This window comes from Peteryoungia rhizophila (genome assembly GCF_004912145.1).
GTDB lineage: Bacteria > Pseudomonadota > Alphaproteobacteria > Rhizobiales > Rhizobiaceae > Allorhizobium > Allorhizobium rhizophilum.
This window is the reverse complement of the sequence record NZ_STGT01000003.1, coordinates 217,796-239,897: the sequence shown is the minus strand read 5'-3', so window position 1 is coordinate 239,897 and position 22,102 is coordinate 217,796. Positions and strand designations below refer to the sequence as shown.

Below are 22,102 nucleotides of genomic sequence, written 5' to 3'. Positions count from 1 at the left end.
CTCGGTCATGAATGTCCGGCGTGAACGGCAGCCGAATCGGGTGGGAAATGGCGGAAATCAGGACGGCGATCGGGTTGATGAGCGGCACCTCGATGGACGGCATCGATGTGGCGCTGCTGCGCACCGATGGCGAGGCGGTGGTCGAACGCGGCGGGTTCCTCTCGGTGACCTACGAGCCGGCCTTTCGTGACCGGCTGAAGCAGGCGCTGGACGAAGCAAAGGTAGTCAAGCAACGTGACGAACGGCCGGGCGATCTATCCCGTACGGGGAGGGACCTGACTCTACGTCATGCAGAAGCCGTGAACTTGTTTCTCCGACGCGAAGGCCTTCGCCCGGAGGACATCGACGTGATCGGCTTTCACGGGCAGACGGTCCTGCATCGGCCGGACCAGGCCCTGACCGTTCAGCTCGGCGACGGGCCGCTGTTGGCAAATGAAACTGGCATTGACGTCGTCCATGACATGCGCGCCAACGACATGGTGCATGGCGGGCAGGGCGCGCCGCTTGTGCCGGTCTATCATCTGGCGCTGGCGCATCAGTTGGCGGCTAAGAACTGGCCCGTTTGCTTCGTCAATATCGGCGGTATATCGAACCTCACCTATCTCCACCGGGACGGCACGATTATCGGCTTCGACAGCGGGCCCGGCAACACGCTGATCGATCAATGGGTCGAGGCGCATGCCGGGATTCCGTATGACGACGGCGGCCGTATCGCTTCGGAAGGGCAGGTGATCATTTCGCTGGCCGAACGCTATCTCGACAATCCCTTCTTTACCGCGGAGAAACGTCGTTCCCTGGACCGCAACGACTTTCGACCGCCGGAAGCGCGTGATGCGGAGCTGTCGGACGGTGCCCGAACGCTCGCCTATGTTTCGGCTGCGGCGATCCTCAAATCATCAGGCCATTTGCCGACTTTTCCGAAGATCTTCGTCATCTGCGGTGGCGGACGGTTGAACCGGACGATCATGGAGGATCTTGCACGTCTCGCCGGCGAAAAGGGCGCGTCCGTTCTGACCGCCGAACAGGCAGGCTTCGACGGCGATGCCATGGAGGCGGAAGCCTGGGCGTATCTCGCCGTGCGTTCGGTGAGGGGGCTGCCATTGACCTTTCCGGGCACGACGGGCGTCCGGCAGCCGGTAGGCGGCGGGATGCTCGCGACAGCACCACGCGATCGGAGCGCTTGAACCTTACTTGACCGGTTCTGCAGCCAGCCCTTGCCGCGCAAAGGCCAACCCGTCCCGTAATCCAACCTCATAGGCATGCCGGATGCCGGCGGCGTCGCCCACGGCGAACTTGCTGACCGGGATGTCTTCGCTCGGGCCGACCACGGTGCGGTTGGGTGCGGCCGGTGGCGTGCGGCCGAAGCGGGTGGAGAGCAGTAGTGTTCGCCAGCCCTTGTCCTCGACTTCCCGTAGCTTCGTCAACGGCGGATTGTCGACGAGGCCGCCGTCGAGATAGGCCCGCCCCCGCACTCGTCCCACCGGCATGAACGGTGGCACCGAGGAGGTCGCCATCAGCGCATCGACGAGTTCGGCCGGATAATCGACATTATGAGTCGACACCCAGGTGGGCCGCAGCCCCATGCGGGCACCGGCCCTGGAATGGGTCCCGTCGGTCAGGAGCTTCTCGATCTGGTAGGCGCCGATCGAGCCGAGTGCCCCCAGCGCGCCCGGCATCCAGTCGGGCAGGCCGGAGAGCTGGATCAGCATCGGCGGTGCGGCCTTCAAGGCTGCAAGTTCTGCCTCGCCGAATTCGCTGGCGAGCAGCTGACGGAAGAGGGATCCGACAACCAGCGGCGATTCCCGGCGTCGAAGCGCCCGCCAGTCGACACCGCGCTGGCCCTTTTCGGCAAAGGCGAAGGCCGAGGCACGCACCCGATCGCCGACACCGGCAAGATGCATGGCGCCGTGATAGGCGCCGGCCGAGACGGAGACATAGAAACGGGGTCTGAGCGGTTGGTGTTCGCTGTAGGCCTTGAGGAAACCGCTCTGCCAATAGCAGCGGTTCCCACCGCCTGCGAGGCCTACGGCGTCAAATGTGAGGGGTGAGGTCATGGTCGGCAACACTCCATGAACGCAGCATGCGATACATCATCAGGCAAATTCTCTGAGCCCGCACGTCTTGAAAAGAATATGGCGCGGAGATCATCCGCGCCATCTGATTAAGGCCCTTGAACTTACCGGATCCGCTTGGCGGCCGGTTCGGGGACCAGTTCGCCGTCGAGGCGGCGGTCGAGATAGTCTTCGCATTCGGCCATCAGCGTCTCCACCTGGCCGTTGAAGAAGTGGTTGGCACCCGGCACCGTCTTGTGGGTGATCAGAATGCCCTTCTGCGTCTTCAGCTTGTCGACGAGGCCAAGCACATCCTTTTCCGGTGCCACCTTGTCGCCGTCGCCATTAATGATCAGGCCGGACGACGGGCAGGGGGCGAGGAAGGAGAAGTCATAGATGTTCGGCTGCGGCGCGATCGACATGAAGCCTTCGATCTCTGGGCGACGCATGAGAAGCTGCATGCCGATCCAGGAGCCGAAGGAGTAGCCGGCGACCCAGCAGCTCTTCGAATCCGGATGCAGGCTCTGTACCCAGTCGAGGGCAGACGCGGCGTCCGAAAGTTCGCCGGCACCATGGTCGAACTCGCCCTGGCTGCGGCCGATGCCGCGGAAGTTGAAGCGAAGCGTTGTGAAGCCGCGCTTCTGGAACATGTAGAACAGCTGGTAGACGATCTGGTTGTTCATCGTTCCGCCGAATTGCGGATGCGGATGAAGGATGATCGCGATCGGTGCGCTCTTTTCCTTGGAGGGTTGATAACGGCCTTCGAGACGACCCGCGGGGCCGTTGAAAATCACTTCGGGCATTAGGTTCCGGTCCCTGACATTTTTGCGGTTCGTCAACACCAAATTAGAAAGCTGACTTGACGACGCCAGTCAGCTTTTCTAGAACGAAGTTTAGAACCGTTCGAAACTGGATGGCATCGCATCCGGGGTGAAGGTGTCATAAGGCAAGCCCGGCGGAAATTTCAAGGAAAATGCGCCGCCGAACGCATTGGGAGTCCGAAGCCAGGATGGCTGTAGAGCGCATCTATCTCGACTGGAACGCCACCGCACCCCTTCTGGGCGCGGCGCGCGAGGCCATGCTCGATGCGCTTGCCATGCCCGGCAACCCGTCTTCCGTGCATGCCGAAGGGCGCGCGGCCCGCGCCATAATCGAAAAGGCGCGCCGCGACGTGGCGACCCTTGTTGGTGCCGAGCCGGCGCATCTGACCTTCACGGCCAGCGCCACCGAAGCAGCAAACCATGTGCTTTCGCCCGTTTACCGAATGGGTAAGTCCCGTGTGGCCATCGGCCGGCTGTATGTTTCTGCGATCGAGCATCCTGCCATTCGCGCTGGTGGACGTTTTCCGGCTGATCGGGTGACCGAAATTCCAGTCCTGCGCTCGGGCGTGATCGATGTCGATGCCCTCGCGGCGACGCTGGCCGGTCATGATGTTGCTGAGGGCCTGGCTCTGGTCGCTGTCATGCTGGTCAACAATGAAACCGGCATCTTACAGCCGATCCGGGATGTCTCGGCCATCGTAAAGAAGTTTGGCGGGCTTCTGGTCGTGGATGCTGTGCAGGCAGTGGGACGTATCCCGGTCTCGATCGGTGAACTTGGCGCGGACTTCCTGATCCTTTCGGCTCACAAGCTCGGCGGCCCCAAGGGCGTCGGTGCGCTGGTGTCGACGGGAGAAACCCTGATGCCGGAACCGCTGGTGCGTGGCGGTGGCCAGGAAAAGGGCCATCGGGCCGGCACGGAAAATCTAGCTGCGATATCAGGATTTGGCGCTGCAGCGTGGATGATGGCGTCGGATCTGATGGAGCGCAACGCGGTGATCGCCGCTTTGCGTGACCGCGCTGAGGCGGGAATGCGTGCTGCGACTTCGGACACTGTCTTCTATGGTGAGGGCAGCGAGCGGGTCGGCAATACCAGCTTCTTTCATCTGCCGGGGCTGAAGGCGGAAACCGGTCAGATCGCCTTTGATCTGGAAGGCATTGCACTGTCGGCCGGTGCCGCCTGCTCGTCGGGCAAGGTCGGCGCGAGCCATGTGCTGACCGCCATGGGTGAGGATGCCACGACCGGAGCCTTGCGCCTGTCGATCGGTCCGTCCACGACGGAGGCGGATATCGACCGCTTCGTCTTGACCTTTGCCAAGATCGCGGCGCGACGAAAACTGGCGGGCAAGGCCGCCTGAGGCGGGAAAAAACCGCATCGACCATCCTTTTTCCCTTGCCAAGAGGGGTGAAATGATGGCTCGGGAACCTTAAGTATGGCGGGTCACCGCCCAACGTTAACAAGCTGCCGGAGTTTGGCCCGGCAAGATTGGAGAACGACCATGGCTGCTGTGCAGGAAACGATCGATCAGGTTCGCCAGATCGATGTGGATCAGTACAAGTATGGTTTTGAAACCACCATCGAAGTCGATAAGGCCCCGAAGGGTCTGTCCGAGGATATCGTCCGCTTCATTTCGGCAAAGAAGAACGAGCCGGAATGGATGCTGGAATGGCGCCTCGACGCCTACAGGCGCTGGCTGACGATGGAAGAGCCCAACTGGGCACGCGTCAATTATCCCAAGATCGACTTCAACGATATCTACTACTATGCCGCGCCGAAGAGCACCGCCGGCCCGACGACGATCGACGACGTCGATCCGGAGCTGTTGAAGGTCTACGAGAAGCTCGGTATTCCCTTGCGCGAACAGGAAATCCTGGCCGGCGTTCAGACCTCGAAGATCGCCGTTGATGCCGTCTTCGATTCGGTCTCGGTCGTCACGACTTTCAAGGCCGAGCTTTTGAAGGCCGGCGTGATTTTCATGTCGATCTCGGAAGCGATCCGCGAATATCCCGATCTGGTGAAGAAGTATCTCGGGACGGTTGTTCCGGTTACCGACAACTATTATGCGACGCTGAACTGCGCCGTCTTCACCGACGGCTCCTTTGTTTACATCCCGAAGGGCGTCCGCTGCCCGATGGAGCTGTCGACCTATTTCCGGATCAACGAGAAGAACACCGGCCAGTTCGAGCGCACGCTGATTATTGCCGAGGAAGGCGCCTACGTCTCCTATCTCGAAGGCTGCACGGCACCGCAGCGCGACGAAAACCAGCTGCATGCAGCCGTGGTCGAACTCGTTGCCATGGATGATGCCGAGATCAAGTATTCGACCGTCCAGAACTGGTATCCCGGTGACAAGGACGGCAAGGGCGGCATCTACAACTTCGTCACCAAGCGTGGTGATTGCCGCGGCGACCGTTCGAAGATTTCCTGGACCCAGGTCGAGACCGGCTCGGCCATCACGTGGAAGTACCCGTCCTGCATTCTGCGCGGCGACGACAGCCAGGGCGAGTTCTACTCTATCGCCGTCTCCAACGGCCACCAGCAGGTCGACAGCGGCACCAAGATGATCCATCTCGGCAAGAACACCAAGAGCCGCATCATCTCCAAGGGCATCTCGGCCGGCGTGTCGCAGAACACCTATCGCGGCCAGGTCTCGATGCATCGCAAGGCGGAAAACGCCCGCAACTTCACCAATTGCGATTCGCTGCTGATCGGTGACACCTGCGGCGCCCATACCGTGCCGTACATCGAGGTGAAGAACTCGACGGCCAAGGTGGAGCACGAGGCGACGACCTCGAAGATCTCCGAGGACCAGAAGTTCTACGCTATGCAGCGCGGCATCCCGGAAGAAGAGGCGATCGCTCTGATCGTCAACGGCTTCGTCCGCGACGTCATCCAGCAGCTGCCGATGGAATTTGCGGTTGAAGCGCAGAAGCTGATCAACATCTCGCTCGAGGGTTCGGTCGGCTAAGGTCGACCACCCGCTCACTCATTTCTCTGCGCTTCGCGCGTTACCCATTCGTCCGAAAGGATTTGTCTATGCTTGAAATTCGCAATCTCCATGCCCGCATCGCCGAAGATGGCACCGAAATCATCAAGGGCCTGAACCTGACCGTAAAAGCCGGCGAAGTGGCTGCCATCATGGGCCCGAACGGCTCCGGCAAGTCGACGCTGTCCTACATCCTCTCGGGCCGCGAAGATTATGAAGTGACCGAAGGCGACATCTTCTACAACGGCGAGAGCATTCTCGAGCTCGACCCGGCCGAGCGCGCTGCCAAGGGCATCTTCCTCGCCTTCCAATACCCGGTTGAAATCCCGGGCGTGGCCACCATGCAGTTCCTCAAGGTCGCGATGAATTCGCAGCGCAAGGCGCGCGGTGAAGCCGAGCTCACGACGCCGGACTTCATCCGCCGCGTCAAGGAAGCGGCAGGCGAGTTGAAGATCAATCCCGACATGCTGAAGCGTCCGCTCAATGTCGGATTTTCCGGCGGCGAAAAGAAGCGCGCCGAAATCCTGCAGATGGCGCTGCTCGAGCCGAAGCTCTGCATCCTCGATGAGACCGATTCCGGCCTCGACATCGATGCGCTGAAGATCGTCGCTGATGGCGTCAATGCCTTGAAGCGTCCGGATCGCGCCACCGTCGTCATCACCCACTACCAGCGCCTGCTCGACTACATCGTGCCGGATAGCGTCCACGTCCTCTACCAGGGCCAGATCATCAAGTCGGGCGACAAGAGCCTGGCGCTGGAACTCGAAGCCAACGGTTATGCCGACATCACCGGTCAGGCAGCCTAAGCGGTTTCAAGTTTTAAAGGAGTTGCACCGATGACATTGCAAGCGGCCAACCGGCTCACCGTAGCCGAGACCCAGCTCATCGACGCCTATACCAACCAGATCGGCACTCTGCCCGGCGACGGCGCCGTGCTGCTGAAGCGCGACGGCCTGTTCGACGCGCTGAAGCGCCAGGGGCTGCCGACGCGCCGCGTCGAGACTTTTCACTATACGGACCTGAAAGCGCTTCTTCGCGCGCTTCCGGCCGAAGAGCCGCAGGCGGTTGCCAAAGCGGTCAACCCGCTGGTGGCGGGCGCCCATGTGCTCAACGTGCTGCAGGGCGTGGCCCAGAGGCCGGCAGCGCTGCCGGACGGAGTGAGCATTTCGCTCTATCGCGACGCGCTTACCGATGGAGCCGCAGCAGAAGGCCTGACTGCCTTTAACGCCGACGACACGATCGGCCGCCTGAACGGCGCCTTCGTGCGCGACGGTTTCACGCTCGACATTTCCGAGGATGCCGAGATCGAAGCCCCAATCGAACTGCAGTCGGTGCATGCCGCCGGCCAGTTGCACCTTCGTTTCCCCGCCACTTTCGGCAAGGGCGCGAAGGCGACCGTGATCGAGCGCCATGTCGGCCAGAGCGGTTCGGCGGCACTCGCCTCCGTCGTCGCCGACCTGAAGCTCGGTGAAGGCGCAGAAATCACCTGGATCATCCTGCAGGGCGAGGGCGATGCTGACACCCATCTCGGCCAGATCCGCGCAGAGCTCGGCACCAACGCCAAGTTCCGCCTCTTCATCGTCAATGCCGGCGGTAAGCTGGTGCGCCAGGAAATTCACGTGAAGACGGTTGGCGAAGGCTGCGACTTCATGCTGCGCGGCGTCAACCTGCTCGGCGGAGACACCCACACAGACGTCACCATGACGCTTGGCCACGACGTCCCGAACACGACCTCGACGGAAATCATCCGCAATGTGGTTTTCGACCGCGCCAAGGGCGTCTTCCAGGGCATGATCCGGGTTGCCCCGGATGCGCAGAAGACCGATGCGCGCATGGCCTGCAACACGCTGCTGATGTCCGATGATTGCGAATTCTCGGTGAAGCCCGAGCTCGAAATCTTCGCCGACGACGTCCAGTGCGCTCATGGCGCGACGGTCGCCGACATCCACAAGAGCCACCTTTACTACCTGATGTCGCGTGGCATTCCGGAGAAGAAGGCGCGTGGGCTGCTGATCAACGGCTTCGTCGCCGAAATCGTCGAGGAGCTCGAAAACGAGCCGCTCGTCGAAGCGCTGGAAGAGATCATCACCGACTGGCTGGAGCATCATGGCTGACACGATTGCGGTAAAGACAGGATATGACGTCGAAGCCGTCAGGCGGGATTTCCCGATCCTGGCGCGCGAAGTCTATGGCAAGCCGCTGGTCTATCTCGACAATGCGGCGTCCTCGCAGAAGCCACGAAGCGTGATCGACGCAGTTTCGCATGCCTATGCCCACGAATATGCGAACGTGCATCGTGGCCTGCATTTCCTGTCCAATGCCGCGACGGACGCCTATGAAGCGGCGCGCGAAAAGGTACGCCGCTTCCTGAATGCCCCCTCGATCGATGAGGTGATCTTCACCAAGTCTTCGACCGAGGCGATCAATACGGTCGCCTATGGCTGGGGCATGAAACATATCGGCGAGGGCGACGAGATCGTGCTCTCGATCATGGAGCACCACTCCAACATCGTGCCCTGGCATTTCCTGCGGGAACGCAAGGGCGCCAAGCTTGTCTGGGCGCCGGTCACCGATGACGGCGCCTTCGACATGGAAGCCTTTGTCGGTTGCCTGACCGAGCGCACCAAGCTGATCGCCATCACCCATATGTCGAACGCGCTTGGCACGGTCGTGCCGATCAAGGAAGTCTGCCGCATCGCGCATGAGCGAGGCATCGCCGTGATGGTGGATGGCAGCCAAGGTGCTGTGCACATGCCAGTTGACGTTCAGGATCTCGGTTGCGACTGGTATGCCGTGACCGGCCACAAGCTCTACGGTCCCTCGGGCATCGGTGTGCTCTGGGGCAAGATGGACCGGCTTCGCGACATGGACCCCTTCATGGGCGGTGGTGAGATGATCATCGAGGTCGCCGAAGACCGTGTCACCTATAACGAACCGCCGCATCGTTTCGAGGCCGGCACGCCGCCGATCGTTCAGGCGATTGGTTTGGGCTATGCGCTCGACTATATGGAAAGCCTTGGGCGTCCGGCGATTGCCGCCCATGAGGAAAGCCTGCGCGCCTATGCGCATGAGCGTCTCTCGGCGATCAATTCGCTGAGGATCATCGGCAATGCACCGGGCAAGGGAGCGATCTTCTCATTCGAGCTCGCCGGCATTCATGCCCATGACGTTTCCACCATGATCGACCGTCGCGGCGTTGCCGTTCGCGCCGGAACCCATTGCGCCCAGCCACTGCTCGCCCGGTTCGGCGTGACTTCCACTTGCCGGGCGTCGTTCGGTCTCTATAACACAAGGGAAGAAGTCGATGCGCTGGCGGACGCGCTGGATTACGCCCGCAGCTTCTTCGCGTGAGGAATGAACACCATGAGTGACACCGAAACCAAGCCAGACGTCCGCGAAAACATCATCCACACAGCGATCCCGGCGGAAGAAGTCGCCCGCCTGTCCGATGACATCGTCGCAGCGCTGAAGACGGTCTATGACCCGGAAATTCCCTCCGATATCTTCGAACTCGGCCTGATCTACAAGATCGACATCGAGGACGACCGAACGGTTAAAATCGTGATGACCCTGACGGCCCCCGGTTGCCCGGTCGCCGGCGAAATGCCGGGCTGGGTGGAAAATGCCGTTGGCTCGGTTGAGGGTGTATCCGGCATCGAAGTCGAGATGAGCTTCGATCCGCCATGGACGCCGGACCGCATGTCAGAAGAGGCACAGGTTGCCGTCGGCTGGTACTGAGAGAATTAGGCAATTGACGAAACGGCCCGCCTCGCGCGGGCCGTTTTGCGTTTAGGCGCAGCAGTTCAGACGGTGCGATAGGCCCTGTCGAAATAGACGAGCGCCTGGCCGTCTTCGCGGGTGGTGATATCAAGGACCTCGCAGAACAACACGTCATGCGTGCTACCGTCATGCACTTCCGAGATCCGGCACTCAAAGCAGACAAGCGCGTCTGCGAGGCGCGGCGTTCCGGTCTCTGTTGTCTCCCAGGTGGCTGCAGCGAAACGCTCGTCGACGGGCGTTTTGCCGCCAAAGAGTCGGCTGACGGGTTCATGCTCAATGGCGAGCACGTTGACGGAAACGAGGCCGTTGGAGCTGACGGCGGGATAGGCTGAACTGCCCTTGTTGAGGCAGACGAGCAGCGTCGGCGGATTGTCGGAGACGCTGGTGACGGCGGTGGCTGCAAAGCCCGCACGTCCGGCAGGGCCATCCGTGGTGACGATGGTCACGGCTGCGGCGAGGCGGGCCATGCCATTGCGATAGGCCGCACTCTTCTCCGGCGAGACGCTGTCCGGTGCAGAGGCAATGGCGACGATGGTCTTGGTGGCCAGCATGGGCAATTCCTTCAAGCGTGTTCGAGGGTCGACAGGAAGTCGATCACCGCGCTGTTGAATGTTTGCGGATAGGTGACGTTGACGGCGTGTCCACCGGCGACGGTGAGCACGAGATTTGCGTTCGAAAGGCCATCTGCGAGCCGCAACGACCGCGAATAAGGGACGAGCAGGTCGTCGCGGGTGGCAATCACCAGCGTCGGCGTCTGGATCTCGCCGAGGCGGTCGTCGACATCAAAGGCACGCAGTGCCGCAATCCGACGCAGGATATTGTCGCGCCCCTGGAAATGGGCGAGCGCATGGGCCTCTTCCACCGCCATCTTCTCCGGATTTTCCGCCATGTAGATAGCCGGGTAAAGAAACAGCGGCTGCGCCTTGACGAAGGCCTCGACACCGGCGTTTTCCAGGAGCGCGATGCGCACGTCGAAGCAGCGCCCGGAATGCGGATCGGCCTTGCTCCAGGCATTGATGAGGATCAGGCTCTCAATCAGTTCCGGCCGGCGCAGCGCCAGATCCAGCCCGATCAGGCCGCCCAGCGCATGACCCATAAAGTGGAATTTCTTGAGCTTCAGCGCCTCGACGATCTCGAGCACGTCGTCGGCCATGGCGGTGATGCCACCGACCTCGGGCACCGCGCCACCGGTCTTGCCGCAGCCACGATGGTCATAGGTGATGACGCGGAAGCGCTGGGAGAGGGCAGGGATCTGCGGTGCCCAATAGCCGCCAGAGCCGCCGAGGCCTGACGAGAGCAGGATGGTCGGTGCATCGGGGGAGGTGAGGCCGTGGATGTCGTAATGCATGCGTGTGTGCTCATGTCCTTGCCCCTCACCCTGACCCTCTCCCCGCAAGCGGGGAGAGGGGATAGCCGCCCTTTTGCGTAGGGAGACGTTCGGTGATTCAGGCGATTTCGATCTGGTCTCTTCTCCCCGCTTGCGGGGGAGAAGGTGGCGGCAGCCGGATGAGGGGCTTAAAGCCCGATCACTTCTTGCCGATATGCGCGACCGTCGCGATCTCGACCAGCGCGTCCGGCTTCACCAGCCCGCACTGCACGCAGTAGCGCGCCGGCTCGTTGCTGGGGAAGTATTCGGCATAGACCTTGTTCACCGCCTGGTAATTGGCCCAGTCGGTGACGAAGATGTGGTTCATGGTCACGTCTTGCATGGTGCCGCCGGCGGTCTCGATGACGGACTTGATCGTCTCCAGCACATGGCGTGTCTGGGCGCTCGCATCGCCGACATGCACGACGTTGTTGTCCTTGTCGAAGGGAAGGGTCCCCGAGACATAGAGGATGCCGTCGGCAAGCGTGCCGGGCGAATAGGGGGCAAGCGGCTTGGATGTGCCTTCGGGAACGACGATGGTCTTGGGCATTCTCACTCTCTCCGTTTTATTGAATGGTGATGGGTTCAAGCGGCATCGGCAGGCGCTGCCTGTCCGATCGCGCCGCAAAAGTCGTTGACGGTCGCAACCCAGCCGAAAAACTTTTCGACATTGTAGACGGTCGCCTGCTGGATGAAGTCGGGGCCGAGGTGATGGGTCGCGTCCTCGAGCATCACGCCGAAATATTCGAGGTGGAAGGCATCGCGCAGCGAGCTTTCAACGCAGACATTGGTGGCGATGCCGACAAAGACGAGATTGCGGATGCCGCGGGCGCGCAGCACCGAGTCCATGTTGGTGTTGAAGAAGCCGGAATAGCGGCTCTTCGAGACCAGGATGTCGCCCGGCTTCGGCTGGAGTTCGTCGACGATGGCATAATCCCAGGTGCCCTTGGCGAGCAGCTGGCCCTGCAATTCCGGCCGCTTGCGCATGGTTTTCAGCGCATTCGACTTGTGCCAGTTGGGCGAGCCGGGACCACCCGCCTCGACATAATCAGGGTCCCAGCCGTTCTGGAAATAGACGACCAGCACTCCGGCTTTTCGGGCAGCATCCAGCGTCTTCTTGATGTTTGAGATCGTGCCCTTGGCGCCCGCAATGTCGAAGCCTGCGAGATCGACATAACCGCCTTCGGTCGAATAGGCATTCTGCATGTCGACGACTACGACGGCCGTTTCCGACGGCTTCAGGGTGATCGGCTCGGGGCGGGCCGGAAGCGTGACGCTTTTCGTCAGTTCCGGGCGCGGCTGATAGCCGGCTACTACGGCATCGCTCATTCTGCGGCCTCCAGCATCTGGTTGACATGGGCGCGGCTCTTCATCAGCGGCTGCACGTATTTGCCGAACTTCTCGATGCCTTCGAGGAAGTCGTCGAACGTCAGCATGACGCCGCCGGTGCCAGGCACTTCGCTCATCTCGTCGAGCATGGCGGCGACCTCGGCATAGGAGCCGATCAGCGTGCCCATGTTGATGTTGACCGCAGACACCGGGTTCGCCATGTGGCGGACATTGGTGTCGGAGCCGGACTTGGTGTCGACGGCGCTCTGCAGGCCGAGCCACTTGATGGCTTCCTCGTCGGCACCCGCCTTGTAGTGTTCCCACTTGGCGAAGGCTTCTTCCGTCGTCTCTTCGGCGATCACCATTGTCAGCACGAAGGAGCGCACATCCCGGCCAGTCTTCTCGGTCGCTGCCAGCAGCCGCTCATTGGTCGGGGCGAAGGCCTTGGGCGTGTTGACGCCGACGCCGAAGCAGAAGCTGTAGTCGGCGAACTGGGCCGAGAAGGCCATGCCGGAATTGGAGGAGCCGGCGCAGATCAGCTTTACATCACCTTCCGGGATCGGCTTCATCCGGCAATCATCCATCTGAAAATGCTTGCCCTTGAGATCCGACTGGCCGGTCGTGAGCAGGTCCTTCAAGACGGTCGTGTATTCGGTGAGATATTCGTAGCGGTCGGAGAAATAGTCGTCACCGGGCCACAGACCCATCTGGCTGTATTCGGGGCGCTGCCAGCCGGTAATCAGATTGACGCCGAAGCGGCCGTTCGAGATCGAATCGATCGTGGTTGCCATGCGCGCAATAATCGCCGGCGGCATGATGAGGGTGGCGGCGGTGCCGAACAGCTTGATCTTCGAAGTGACGGCGGCAAGGCCCGCCATCAAAGTGAAGCTCTCCAGGTTGTAATCCCAGAACTCCGTCTTTCCGCCGAAGCCGCGCAGCTTGATCATCGAGAGCGCGAAGTCGAACCCGTAGGACTCAGCCTTCAGCGTGATCGCCTTGTTGAGTTCGAATGTCGGTTTGTATTGCGGGGCATTCTCCGACAAGAGCCAGCCATTGTTGCCGATCGGGATGAAGACGCCGATTTCCATTCCTGTTCTCCGCTTCTGGAGGCGCGCTGGGCGCCGTTTTTGTTTCGAACAGAGCGAAGCAATCACCGTGCCAAGTCAAAAAAACACTGAAGAACAGATGGTTAGGTTTGTGGTCTTTGAATATTTTACCGAATGGTCAAAATTTCGCGTCAAACCAGCGGTCGTTGCCCGTGTTTGCATCCGAACGCTTTGGATGCTGCGTGAATTTTGATCGCGATCGAGTTTGCATGGCCCCGAATTCGCATCTCAAGCTTCTGATAAAAAGCAAGTTTTAGAATGTTGTGGCCCTGCCCACGGATTGATCAAAGCCGGAGCGGAATGGCTTGTGTGAAGCGGTTCGATCTGGTCGCAGGGAGCCTAAGCTATTGAACGGGCGAGGCGTCTCCATTACATTGCAAATGGAAACGCCGGACCTTGAATCCGGTTGTTGTTGGAGACTGTGCCGATGGGCTTTCAAGTAATGACCATGAGCGATGCGGCTGCCGCACGCGTCAGGGCGATCGTCGAGAATTCGGGTCCTGAAGCCAAGGGCATCCGGGTGGGAATCAAGAAGGGTGGCTGCGCCGGGATGGAATACACCATCGATATGGTGACGGAGCCCAATCCCAGAGATGACCGGATCGAAAAGGATGGCGCCTATGTCTGGATCGACCCGGCGGCGGTGCTCTACCTGCTCGGCACGGAAATGGGCTTCGAGACGACGACATTGCGTTCCGGCTTCACCTTCCACAACCCGAACCAGACATCGGCCTGCGGCTGCGGCGAATCGGTCGAATTGAAGGCCGCCGATCTGGCAGATCTCGCCCAGCAACGCGAGCGCGCGACCGCCTGAGGGCTCCGCGCGCACTGTTGATCTGATCATACGCTCAGACGCCGCTTCGTTTCGACGGGGCGGATTGACGTTTTTTGTCGGAAATCGAAAAAATATCTTGCGAAGTGTGGATTGTGGCAAATAAGCTGCGGTCATGGATACCAGTGACCGCAAAATCATCGATCTTCTTGCTGAAGATGCCCGCCGTTCGCTCGCAAGCATTGGGGACGTCGTAGGACTTTCACCCTCCGCCGTCAACGAACGCATCAGACGTCTCGTGGCATCTGGCGCTATCAGGCGCTTCACCCTGGAAGTGGATCCGGCAGCGATCGGACTGCCGATCACGGCCTTCATGCTCGTGACGCTTCCGCAGGACACCGAACAGGCCGCTTTCCGGGACTACGTGGAAAACCATGCGGCTGTGCTCGAATGTCACCACGTGACCGGCAGCTGGTCCTACATGGTGAAGATCCGAACGGCCGATCTGACCGGGATCGAGGCCTTCCTGGCCGACCTCAAGGGCGAACGATTGATCGCGCGCAGTGAGACCATGATTGCGCTGTCGACCACGAGCGAACGCAGTTACGTCATCGGGTCCGAGTGACATGGACGCGCTCGTCTTCGGCAAGGGGTTGGTGCTGGGCGTCGCGATCGCAGCACCCCTCGGGCCGATCGGAGCGCTTTGCATCAACCGCACGCTGGAGCGCGGCTTCTGGGCCGGCGTGGCCGGTGGCCTTGGAACGGCGATTGCAGACGGTGTCTATGCGCTTCTTGCCGCGGCGGGTTTCACGGCTCTCGGGTCCATTCTCGGCTGGATCGAGCTGCCTCTGCAGGTATTCGGCGGTTTTTTCCTGATCTATCTCGGTATCCAGGGGCTGAAGCCGCGCCAACCCGTCTCGGCCGCATCGGTCGATGCACGCGGATTGCTGTCGACCACGGCAGCGACCTTTCTCCTGACCATCGCCAATCCCGCAACCATTCTGTCTTTTGCGGCGATCTTTGCGGGGCTGGGGCTGGCGGCAGGGCAGGGTGGCGCAACCGGAGCTCTGCTGGTGGCAGGCGTGTTTCTGGGTTCGCTGGGCTGGTGGTTCTTTCTCAGCGGCCTCGTGAGCCTCTTGCGCACGCGATTGCCGGAGGGTTTCTCTGTCGTCGTCGGCCGGGTATCGGCGGTCATCCTGATCGTTTTCGGCCTGGCGGCACTTCTCCATGCCGTGTTGACCGTGCTCTGACGGATTGACGCTGCAGGTGCTTGCCACGCGGTCGCGTCATGCGGAGACACTTTTCCTTGGAAATCCAATGTTGATCAGGCCGCTTCGTCTTTCGGCATGCTAGATGTGACCCCTGTCACAGCGGGGGGTAGCATGGGGGTGTCGATGTCAGACAGGCAAGCCACAGCCAATGCGATGTTCGATTTCATCACGGAATCGTCGCGGGCGCGCGACGACCGGGAGGTTCTGGCTTGCCTTGACACGGCCGCCAAGGCTTTCGGCATGGATTGTTATGCCATTTCCGGTATCCCGTTGCCGAGTGAACGAATCGACCCGTATTTCATGCTCAATGCATGGCCAGCCGGCTGGTTCGAACGCTATGTGCATGAAAATTATGTCCATGTGGATCCCGTCATCTACCGCACGAAAATGTCCGACGAGGCCTTCGTCTGGTCGGAGGCGCTTGCCGACAAACCTGTCACCCGGGCCGCAAAGCGCGTCATGAACGAGGCCACCGAATTCGGAATGTATGACGGTTACAGCGTGCCGCTGCATTCCGTCGGAGGTTTTCAGGCGATCGTCACCTTTGGCGCGCGCAAGGTCGACCTGTCCCAGGAACAGCGTGGCGCACTGCACATCATTTCAATCTATGCGCACAACCGGTTGCGTGCTTTCCTGTCCGAAGGCCGAGAGCCGAAAGCGCCCGCCGTCGCAAAGGTCACGCCGCGCGAGCGCGAGGTGATCCTGTGGTGCGCTGCTGGCAAGACCAATTGGGAGATCGGCCAGATCCTTGGAATCTCGGAGAAAACCGTTCAGCACGAGATTGCTTCCGCGAGCCGCAAGTTGAATTCGGTGAACCGGGCGCAACTGATCGCCGAGTCGATTCGGCTCGGTTTAATCAGATAAATAGGCAGAACGGCCTATATTGAATTTGTCCCCCATGCCGCACTCTTTGCCCTGGCTTTTTGGGGGGCTGAAATGCTTGCGACAATTCTGGATGCGGACGCGCTACGTCATGCCGAGATCCTAGAACAGGTCTGGCAGTTTCGTCATCGACAGTTTGTCGAGAGGTTGGGCTGGGAAGCCTACCGTCGCCCGGATGGTCGGGAGATCGACCAGTTCGACGGTGACGAGGCCATCCATCTGCCGCTGGTGGTGGATGGGCAGGTCGTCGGCTATAGCCGATTGTTGCCGACGCTCCAGCCGCATCTCCTGTCGGACGTATACCCGCATCTGATGGACGGGGCCCAATGGCCGCGCGGATCTCGAATCTTCGAATGGACCCGCTGCATCGCGGAAGTGTCCGACAAGGTGATCGCTGGTGTTCCGATTTCCAACATTCTGATGACCGGCGTGATGGAATATTGCCTCGTGGCTGGGATCGAGGCCCTGGTGGTCGAGACCCATCCGAAGCTGGTCAATCTTCTGGTGACCACCGGTTGGGAGGTCATGCCGCTCGCGGCCCCGAGCGTGCTGGAAGGTTCACTCATCGTCCCGATCACTGCAAAGCCGTCCATGGCAGGCTTGCTGAAGCACCACGAACTATATGGAATCAATGGAAGCGTGCTCGATCTCGAACATGCGCACGGCAATCCATTCGGGCCGTCGGCCCTTTTGCGCCTCGCTTTTGTCGAGGAGCAGCACGGAAATGTTCAATATGCAAGAATGGCAGGAGAATGACATGACGGATGGCAATTTCCCATCCTCCGACCTTTACGTCCGCTCTATCGTCGAAGAGCAGGTCCGCAGCCTGAGAGAGATCATCAGGGGCGTTTCACAAAAGTCACCACTGAGCGACGAATCTTTGTTTCTCGACCATCTCCTGCAGATGGTATCGCTGGCGGCGGCCATCGACGGCACAGACCGCAAGCGCGTCGGCGGCGGGCGCAAACGCTCCCTTTCAGAAGCCGACGACCACCTGTCGGACATCCATATTGACGTCGCAAAGATGGAGCTCGTCGCGCAGCGCCTCGATCGCACCCAGTAGATAATTGCGAACTTCGAGGCTCTCGCCGCGGCTTTCACAGAGCCGTTCGAGGGCCTCGTCGATCTGGAAGAGACAGTCCTCTACATAATCATTGGCATCGACGGAGCTGACTGCTGTCTCGAGATGCTGCTTGAAATGCGTCTTCAGGCGGTCACAGTCGCCGATATCGGCCGGGAAGATCTGTGTCTTCAGATGATTGAGTGTGTCGTTATACATGGAATCCCTGATGCAACCGATTGCAACTTGAGAATGTGGCCTGAAGTCCGGTGCGATTGCAATCGAAGAATTGCATTCTGGACGTGCGTTCACGCAGTTTCGTTCAGGCGGCCCAAATTTTGCCCGTCATGGTTCAGTCGGTCTGACGCATCGACGTCCCGATTGAAGCGCATATCGTCAACGCGTGCTGCAAGCAGGCCACGGGGCATAGCGCCGATCAGTCCCGCTTGATACTGAGCAGAACATCCCAGAGATCGGCGCCGGTTTCCCAGGCGCTCGCATTGGCCTTGAAACCGATTTCGCTTTGCACGAGCGACAGCATCTCCGAAGCGAGGTCCACATTCGACATGTCGTCGAAAGTCTCGTCGCCAGTTGGGGCAACGGATGCGGTCACGCCGCCTTGGGCCGAACTGGTGAATTTGGTCTCAAGCCGGTCATAGGCCGGCGTCATGGCATTCGCGACATTGTTCGCGGTCGAAGCGAGGCGTGTCTTTTCTGCCTGCATGCCCGAGAGCGAAATGCCCATGATCGCCGAAATGCTCATTGCCGTTCCTGTCGCTTGGAAGCCGAGAGGATGAAGATAAACGAGACAGGTTAGATCTTTCCCAAGGCTCGGGGTTTCCGAAAGCTTTCGAGCTTCGTCGAACTTGTGTCGCTTTGAAACGCGGTCGAGATGGGTCGGGCGTTGTCGCCCGGACGATTAATCCCGGATCTCGATAGAAAAAAACCCGGCGCTGGTGAGCCGGGTTTTCTGATTTCGTTCGATGTCCGAGTTCACTCGATGATCTGGATGATCTGTCGAGTCTGCGGATCGACGATCACCCGGCGTTCGTTGATGACGGTATAGGAATAGTCCTCGTAACCCTCGACGGGATAGAGTTCGACCGGATCTTCAATGACGCGACCGATCAGGACATCGCCTTCATAAGGCACGGAGCGAACTTCGCGTTCCAAGATGTAGGTCTCGACGGGAGCCGGTACCACGATGGTCGACTGGGTCGCGACCGGCGCCTGCCGGATGATGACAGTGTCCTGCGCATTGGCCGACGCCGAGAGCGTCATGAGTGCCGCTGCACCAGCGAGGATGATTGTGTTGCGCATGTCTGTTCTCCTGTGTTGAACAGCGGGAAGAACGGGCCGTGGCCAGATCCGTTCCATCACAGGGCGTTTCGGCATGTCACCACAAATGAAGAACGCCGCCTCAAGGGCGGCGTTCTCATGGCGAATTTCAGGCTGCTACTCAGCCGCTTCGGCGTAAGCCTCCATCGGCGGGCAGGTACAGACCAGGTTACGGTCGCCATAGACATTGTCGACGCGGTTGACCGAGGACCAGTATTTGTCCACCCGGAAGGCGCCCGGCGGATAGCAGGCCTGTTCGCGGCTGTATGGACGATCCCACTGGCCGACCAGGTCTTCCACCGTATGCGGTGCGTTCTTCAGCGGATTGTTGGCCTTGTCCATCCGGCCTTCTTCGATGTCGCGGGCTTCCTCGCGGATTGCCAGCATGGCCGCGCAGAACCGGTCGATCTCGGCCTTGGTCTCCGATTCCGTCGGCTCGATCATCAGCGTTCCCGCGACCGGCCAGCTCATGGTCGGCGCATGGAAGCCGCAGTCGATCAGGCGCTTGGCGACATCGTCGACGGTGACGCCGGCCGAGGCCTGCAAGGGTCGGGTGTCGATGATGCATTCATGCGCCACGCGACCGGAGGCAGAGGTATAGAGCACGTCATAGGCGCCCTTTAGCCGTGCTGCGATGTAGTTGGCGTTGAGGATCGCGACCTTGGTCGCCTGCGTCAGGCCTTCGCCACCCATCATCAGGCAGTAGGACCAGCTGATCGGCAGGATTGACGGCGAGCCATAGGGGCCGGCCGAAACCGCACCCGGACGACCGTCGGTGACGACATGGCCGGGCAGGAAAGGTGCCAAATGCGCCTTGACGCCGATCGGTCCCATGCCCGGACCACCACCACCATGCGGGATGCAGAAGGTCTTGTGCAGGTTGAGGTGGGACACGTCAGAACCGATGTCGCCGGGACGCGAGACGCCGACCATGGCGTTCATGTTCGCCCCGTCGAGATAGACCTGACCACCGAACTGGTGGGTGATCTCGCAGATCTCGCGCACCGTCTCCTCGAACACGCCATGTGTCGAAGGATAGGTGATCATGCAGCAGGAGAGGTTGTCCGCGTGCTGTTCCGCCTTGGCCCGGAAGTCGTCGAGATCGACGTCGCCATTTTCCTTCGACTTGACCGGCACGACCGTCATGCCAACCATTTGGGCGGATGCCGGGTTGGTGCCGTGTGCGGAGGTCGGGATGAGGCAGACGGTGCGATGGGTATCGCCCCGGGCGAGGTGATAGGCGCGGATCGTCAGAAGTCCCGCATACTCTCCTTGCGCACCCGAGTTCGGCTGCATCGAGATCGCGTCATAGCCGGTGACCGCGCAGAGCTTTTCCGAGAGGTCGTCGATCATCTCCTTGTAGCCCAGCGCCTGGTCGGCGGGAACGAAGGGATGGATGTCGGAAAATTCCGGCCAGGTGATCGGCAGCATTTCCGCCGTGGCGTTCAGCTTCATTGTGCAGGATCCGAGCGGGATCATTGCCCGGTCGAGCGCAAGATCGCGGTCCGAGAGCCGGCGGATGTAGCGGGTCATCTCGCTTTCCGCTCGGTTCATGTGGAAGATCGGATGCGTCAGATACTCGCTGGTGCGCAGCAGGTCCGTCGGCAGGCGGTAGTCTGCCGAGAAGTCCTCGACCTTGAAGCTGCCGCCGAATGCGCGCCAGACGGCTTCGAGCACAGCCGGACGCGTGCGCTCATCGAGGGCGATGCCAACCCTGGTCTCGCCGACCTTGCGCAGGTTGACGCCTTCGGCGACAGCCGCGCGCATGACGAGGCCCTGCATATGCCCGACCTCGACGGTGATCGTATCGAAGAAGGTTTCAGGCTCGATCGTATAGCCGAGCTTTTCCAGACCCTTGGCGAGCAGAACCGTCTTGCGGTGCACCTGCTGGGCAATCGCCTTCAGCCCTTGAGGACCATGGAAGACGGCATACATCGAGGCCATGACGGCGAGCAGGACCTGCGCGGTGCAGATGTTCGACGTCGCTTTCTCGCGGCGGATATGCTGTTCGCGGGTCTGCAGCGACAGACGATAGGCGCGGTTGCCGCGTGCATCGACCGAGACGCCGACCAGCCGACCGGGCATGGAGCGCTTGATCGCATCCTTGACCGCCATATAGGCCGCATGCGGACCGCCATAACCCATGGGAACGCCGAAGCGCTGGGTCGAGCCGATGGCGATGTCGGCGCCCATTTCGCCGGGGGACTTCAAAAGCAGCAGCGCGAGGATGTCGGCGGCGACAGCGGCGAGCGCACCGGTCTGGTGCAGACGCGCGATCAGGCCCGAGAAGTCGCGCACATGGCCGTGCGTGCCCGGATACTGGAAGATTGCGCCGAAGACTTCGGTCGGGTCGAGATCGGTGAAGGGATCGCCGACAGTGACCGTCCAGCCGAGAGGCTCGGCACGGGTCTGGATGACGGCGATGGTCTGCGGGTGGCAGTCCTTGTCGACAAAGAAACCGGTGGCCTTGGTCTTGGCGCTGCGCTGGCAGAGCGCCATGGCTTCGGCAGCAGCGGTGGCTTCATCGAGCAGCGAGGCATTCGCTACGTCGAGGCCGGTGAGATCGGTCACCATGGTCTGGAAGTTGAGAAGTGCCTCCAGGCGACCCTGGGAGATCTCGGGCTGGTAAGGCGTATACGCCGTGTACCAGGCCGGGTTTTCCAGGATGTTGCGCTGGATGACCGGCGGCGTGATCGTGCCGTAATAGCCCTGACCGAGAAGCGAGGTCAGGACCTTGTTCTTGTTCGCCGTCTCGCGCAGCTTGTCGAGCGCCTCGCGCTCGGTCATCGCGGCACCCCAGGTGAGCGGCACCTTCTGGCGGATCGAGCCGGGGACGGTATCGTCGATCATCTCGTCGAGCGAGTGATAGCCGATCACCTTCAGCATCTCGGTCATCTCGGCGGGCGAGGGGCCGATATGGCGCCGATTGGCGAAGTCGTAAGGATCGTAATCCGTGAACTGGAATTCCGTCGTCATTACGCGATCAGCTCCTTGTAGGCTGCTTCGTCGAGCAGAGCGTCGGCGTCAGAAGGGTTGGCGAGCTTCAGCTTGAAGAACCAGGCGGCACCTTCCGGATCGGAATTGACAAGCGACGGATCGTCGACGATTGCCTGGTTGATCTCGACCACTTCACCATCGAGCGGGCAGTAGACGTCGGAGGCTGCCTTGACGCTCTCGACGGTCGCGGCGGTGCCGTCCTTCTTAAAGCTCGAGCCTTCGTCCGGCAGTTCGACGAAGACGAGATCGCCGAGCTGGCCGGCAGCATGCGTGGTGATGCCAACGGTGGCAACGCCGTCTTCGATCTTCAGCCATTCGTGTTCAGCGGTAAATTTCAACATGGTT

The 22,102-nt window shown here is 60.8% G+C and carries 24 protein-coding genes; 12 read left to right on the top strand and 12 right to left on the bottom strand.

Going from position 1 to position 22,102, the window contains the following annotated elements; all coding sequences use genetic code 11:
* Nucleotides 1-47 precede the first annotated feature (47 nt).
* On the top strand, nt 48-1,184 hold the full coding sequence (locus E9677_RS12130) for an anhydro-N-acetylmuramic acid kinase (protein ID WP_136558368.1): 1,137 nt from the start codon (nt 48-50) through the stop codon (nt 1,182-1,184).
* A 3-nt stretch (nt 1,185-1,187) separates the two neighbouring features.
* Here the strand turns inward: E9677_RS12130 and E9677_RS12125 are convergent, their stop codons facing one another.
* Both E9677_RS12125 and E9677_RS12120 read right to left on the bottom strand, forming a co-directional pair.
* Nucleotides 1,188-2,054, bottom strand: a complete 867-nt coding sequence (locus E9677_RS12125; protein WP_136558367.1) for a patatin-like phospholipase family protein — start codon at nt 2,052-2,054, stop codon at nt 1,188-1,190.
* Between the two features lie 122 nt (nt 2,055-2,176).
* The gene (locus tag E9677_RS12120) at nt 2,177-2,854 is read right to left on the bottom strand and encodes an alpha/beta hydrolase (protein ID WP_112247849.1); all 678 of its coding nucleotides are present in this window, start codon (nt 2,852-2,854) and stop codon (nt 2,177-2,179) included.
* 206 nt (nt 2,855-3,060) lie between these two features.
* Between E9677_RS12120 and E9677_RS12115 the strand changes: the two genes are divergently transcribed.
* From E9677_RS12115 to E9677_RS12090, 6 genes are all read left to right on the top strand, one after another.
* Nucleotides 3,061-4,227 (top strand): cysteine desulfurase family protein, encoded by a 1,167-nt coding sequence (locus E9677_RS12115; protein WP_136558366.1) that lies wholly within the window; start codon nt 3,061-3,063, stop codon nt 4,225-4,227.
* A gap of 141 nt (nt 4,228-4,368) precedes the next feature.
* Complete coding sequence (gene sufB / locus E9677_RS12110) at nt 4,369-5,838, top strand: Fe-S cluster assembly protein SufB (RefSeq protein ID WP_136558365.1); 1,470 nt, start codon at nt 4,369-4,371, stop codon at nt 5,836-5,838.
* A gap of 68 nt (nt 5,839-5,906) precedes the next feature.
* Nucleotides 5,907-6,662, top strand: a complete 756-nt coding sequence (sufC, locus tag E9677_RS12105; protein WP_136558364.1) for a Fe-S cluster assembly ATPase SufC — start codon at nt 5,907-5,909, stop codon at nt 6,660-6,662.
* 30 nt (nt 6,663-6,692) lie between these two features.
* Nucleotides 6,693-7,970: a Fe-S cluster assembly protein SufD gene (sufD, locus tag E9677_RS12100; protein ID WP_136558363.1), complete on the top strand. Its 1,278-nt coding sequence runs from the start codon at nt 6,693-6,695 to the stop codon at nt 7,968-7,970.
* On the top strand, nt 7,963-9,207 hold the full coding sequence (locus tag E9677_RS12095) for a cysteine desulfurase (RefSeq protein WP_136558362.1): 1,245 nt from the start codon (nt 7,963-7,965) through the stop codon (nt 9,205-9,207). The genes sufD and E9677_RS12095 overlap by 8 nt, the downstream gene beginning before the upstream one ends.
* 12 nt (nt 9,208-9,219) lie before the next feature.
* The gene (locus E9677_RS12090) at nt 9,220-9,594 is read left to right on the top strand and encodes an SUF system Fe-S cluster assembly protein (RefSeq protein ID WP_136558361.1); all 375 of its coding nucleotides are present in this window, start codon (nt 9,220-9,222) and stop codon (nt 9,592-9,594) included.
* 65 nt (nt 9,595-9,659) lie between these two features.
* On the opposite strand, the gene E9677_RS12085 is transcribed toward E9677_RS12090, so the two are convergent.
* The 5 genes from E9677_RS12085 to rutA all read right to left on the bottom strand — a co-directional run bounded on the left by E9677_RS12085 (nt 9,660) and on the right by rutA (nt 13,419).
* Complete coding sequence (locus tag E9677_RS12085; RefSeq protein WP_136558360.1) at nt 9,660-10,187, bottom strand: flavin reductase; 528 nt, start codon at nt 10,185-10,187, stop codon at nt 9,660-9,662.
* Between the two features lie 11 nt (nt 10,188-10,198).
* The gene (rutD, locus tag E9677_RS12080) at nt 10,199-10,984 is read right to left on the bottom strand and encodes a pyrimidine utilization protein D (RefSeq protein ID WP_136558359.1); all 786 of its coding nucleotides are present in this window, start codon (nt 10,982-10,984) and stop codon (nt 10,199-10,201) included.
* Nucleotides 10,985-11,162: 178 nt separating this feature from the next.
* Complete coding sequence (gene rutC / locus E9677_RS12075; protein ID WP_076396123.1) at nt 11,163-11,552, bottom strand: pyrimidine utilization protein C; 390 nt, start codon at nt 11,550-11,552, stop codon at nt 11,163-11,165.
* Between the two features lie 35 nt (nt 11,553-11,587).
* Nucleotides 11,588-12,331 (bottom strand): pyrimidine utilization protein B, encoded by a 744-nt coding sequence (gene rutB / locus E9677_RS12070; RefSeq protein ID WP_136558358.1) that lies wholly within the window; start codon nt 12,329-12,331, stop codon nt 11,588-11,590.
* Entirely contained in the window at nt 12,328-13,419 is a 1,092-nt protein-coding gene (gene rutA / locus E9677_RS12065; protein ID WP_136558357.1) for a pyrimidine utilization protein A, read from the bottom strand. The genes rutB and rutA overlap by 4 nt, the downstream gene beginning before the upstream one ends.
* Before the next feature lie 445 nt (nt 13,420-13,864).
* On the opposite strand from rutA, the gene sufA reads away from it, so the two are divergent.
* The 5 genes from sufA (at nt 13,865) to E9677_RS12040 (ending at nt 17,118) form a co-directional block, all read left to right on the top strand.
* The gene (gene sufA, locus E9677_RS12060) at nt 13,865-14,251 is read left to right on the top strand and encodes a Fe-S cluster assembly scaffold SufA (RefSeq protein WP_136558356.1); all 387 of its coding nucleotides are present in this window, start codon (nt 13,865-13,867) and stop codon (nt 14,249-14,251) included.
* A gap of 133 nt (nt 14,252-14,384) precedes the next feature.
* The gene (locus tag E9677_RS12055) at nt 14,385-14,834 is read left to right on the top strand and encodes an Lrp/AsnC family transcriptional regulator (RefSeq protein WP_136558355.1); all 450 of its coding nucleotides are present in this window, start codon (nt 14,385-14,387) and stop codon (nt 14,832-14,834) included.
* 1 nt (nt 14,835) lies between these two features.
* On the top strand, nt 14,836-15,459 hold the full coding sequence (locus E9677_RS12050) for a LysE family translocator (RefSeq protein WP_136558354.1): 624 nt from the start codon (nt 14,836-14,838) through the stop codon (nt 15,457-15,459).
* A gap of 174 nt (nt 15,460-15,633) precedes the next feature.
* Nucleotides 15,634-16,344, top strand: coding sequence for a helix-turn-helix transcriptional regulator (locus E9677_RS12045; RefSeq protein WP_235882937.1), 711 nt, complete (start codon nt 15,634-15,636; stop codon nt 16,342-16,344).
* A 72-nt stretch (nt 16,345-16,416) separates the two neighbouring features.
* The gene (locus E9677_RS12040; RefSeq protein ID WP_136558352.1) at nt 16,417-17,118 is read left to right on the top strand and encodes an acyl-homoserine-lactone synthase; all 702 of its coding nucleotides are present in this window, start codon (nt 16,417-16,419) and stop codon (nt 17,116-17,118) included.
* A 220-nt stretch (nt 17,119-17,338) separates the two neighbouring features.
* On the opposite strand, the gene E9677_RS12030 is transcribed toward E9677_RS12040, so the two are convergent.
* From E9677_RS12030 to gcvH, 5 genes are all read right to left on the bottom strand, one after another.
* The gene (locus E9677_RS12030; RefSeq protein ID WP_136558350.1) at nt 17,339-17,641 is read right to left on the bottom strand and encodes a hypothetical protein; all 303 of its coding nucleotides are present in this window, start codon (nt 17,639-17,641) and stop codon (nt 17,339-17,341) included.
* A gap of 217 nt (nt 17,642-17,858) precedes the next feature.
* Nucleotides 17,859-18,185 carry a flagellar basal body protein gene (locus tag E9677_RS12025; RefSeq protein ID WP_136558349.1) on the bottom strand — a complete coding sequence of 109 codons (327 nt, stop codon included), beginning with the start codon at nt 18,183-18,185 and terminating at the stop codon, nt 17,859-17,861.
* Between the two features lie 230 nt (nt 18,186-18,415).
* Nucleotides 18,416-18,742, bottom strand: coding sequence for a DUF1236 domain-containing protein (locus E9677_RS12020; protein WP_136558348.1), 327 nt, complete (start codon nt 18,740-18,742; stop codon nt 18,416-18,418).
* Between the two features lie 135 nt (nt 18,743-18,877).
* Nucleotides 18,878-21,736 (bottom strand): aminomethyl-transferring glycine dehydrogenase, encoded by a 2,859-nt coding sequence (gene gcvP / locus E9677_RS12015; RefSeq protein ID WP_136558347.1) that lies wholly within the window; start codon nt 21,734-21,736, stop codon nt 18,878-18,880.
* Nucleotides 21,736-22,098, bottom strand: a complete 363-nt coding sequence (gene gcvH / locus E9677_RS12010; RefSeq protein ID WP_136558346.1) for a glycine cleavage system protein GcvH — start codon at nt 22,096-22,098, stop codon at nt 21,736-21,738. Before gcvH ends, gcvP begins: the two co-directional genes overlap by 1 nt.
* Nucleotides 22,099-22,102 lie beyond the last annotated feature (4 nt).

Coding starts and splice junctions, on each gene's coding strand:
- E9677_RS12130 (WP_136558368.1), top strand. CDS start 48: ATGGCGGAAATCAGGACGGCGATCGGGTTGATGAGCGGCACCTCGATG.
- E9677_RS12125 (WP_136558367.1), bottom strand. CDS start 2,054: ATGACCTCACCCCTCACATTTGACGCCGTAGGCCTCGCAGGCGGTGGG.
- E9677_RS12120 (WP_112247849.1), bottom strand. CDS start 2,854: ATGCCCGAAGTGATTTTCAACGGCCCCGCGGGTCGTCTCGAAGGCCGT.
- E9677_RS12115 (WP_136558366.1), top strand. CDS start 3,061: ATGGCTGTAGAGCGCATCTATCTCGACTGGAACGCCACCGCACCCCTT.
- sufB (WP_136558365.1), top strand. CDS start 4,369: ATGGCTGCTGTGCAGGAAACGATCGATCAGGTTCGCCAGATCGATGTG.
- sufC (WP_136558364.1), top strand. CDS start 5,907: ATGCTTGAAATTCGCAATCTCCATGCCCGCATCGCCGAAGATGGCACC.
- sufD (WP_136558363.1), top strand. CDS start 6,693: ATGACATTGCAAGCGGCCAACCGGCTCACCGTAGCCGAGACCCAGCTC.
- E9677_RS12095 (WP_136558362.1), top strand. CDS start 7,963: ATGGCTGACACGATTGCGGTAAAGACAGGATATGACGTCGAAGCCGTC.
- E9677_RS12090 (WP_136558361.1), top strand. CDS start 9,220: ATGAGTGACACCGAAACCAAGCCAGACGTCCGCGAAAACATCATCCAC.
- E9677_RS12085 (WP_136558360.1), bottom strand. CDS start 10,187: ATGCTGGCCACCAAGACCATCGTCGCCATTGCCTCTGCACCGGACAGC.
- rutD (WP_136558359.1), bottom strand. CDS start 10,984: ATGCATTACGACATCCACGGCCTCACCTCCCCCGATGCACCGACCATC.
- rutC (WP_076396123.1), bottom strand. CDS start 11,552: ATGCCCAAGACCATCGTCGTTCCCGAAGGCACATCCAAGCCGCTTGCC.
- rutB (WP_136558358.1), bottom strand. CDS start 12,331: ATGAGCGATGCCGTAGTAGCCGGCTATCAGCCGCGCCCGGAACTGACG.
- rutA (WP_136558357.1), bottom strand. CDS start 13,419: ATGGAAATCGGCGTCTTCATCCCGATCGGCAACAATGGCTGGCTCTTG.
- sufA (WP_136558356.1), top strand. CDS start 13,865: ATGGGCTTTCAAGTAATGACCATGAGCGATGCGGCTGCCGCACGCGTC.
- E9677_RS12055 (WP_136558355.1), top strand. CDS start 14,385: ATGGATACCAGTGACCGCAAAATCATCGATCTTCTTGCTGAAGATGCC.
- E9677_RS12050 (WP_136558354.1), top strand. CDS start 14,836: ATGGACGCGCTCGTCTTCGGCAAGGGGTTGGTGCTGGGCGTCGCGATC.
- E9677_RS12045 (WP_235882937.1), top strand. CDS start 15,634: ATGTTCGATTTCATCACGGAATCGTCGCGGGCGCGCGACGACCGGGAG.
- E9677_RS12040 (WP_136558352.1), top strand. CDS start 16,417: ATGCTTGCGACAATTCTGGATGCGGACGCGCTACGTCATGCCGAGATC.
- E9677_RS12030 (WP_136558350.1), bottom strand. CDS start 17,641: ATGTATAACGACACACTCAATCATCTGAAGACACAGATCTTCCCGGCC.
- E9677_RS12025 (WP_136558349.1), bottom strand. CDS start 18,185: ATGAGCATTTCGGCGATCATGGGCATTTCGCTCTCGGGCATGCAGGCA.
- E9677_RS12020 (WP_136558348.1), bottom strand. CDS start 18,742: ATGCGCAACACAATCATCCTCGCTGGTGCAGCGGCACTCATGACGCTC.
- gcvP (WP_136558347.1), bottom strand. CDS start 21,736: ATGACGACGGAATTCCAGTTCACGGATTACGATCCTTACGACTTCGCC.
- gcvH (WP_136558346.1), bottom strand. CDS start 22,098: ATGTTGAAATTTACCGCTGAACACGAATGGCTGAAGATCGAAGACGGC.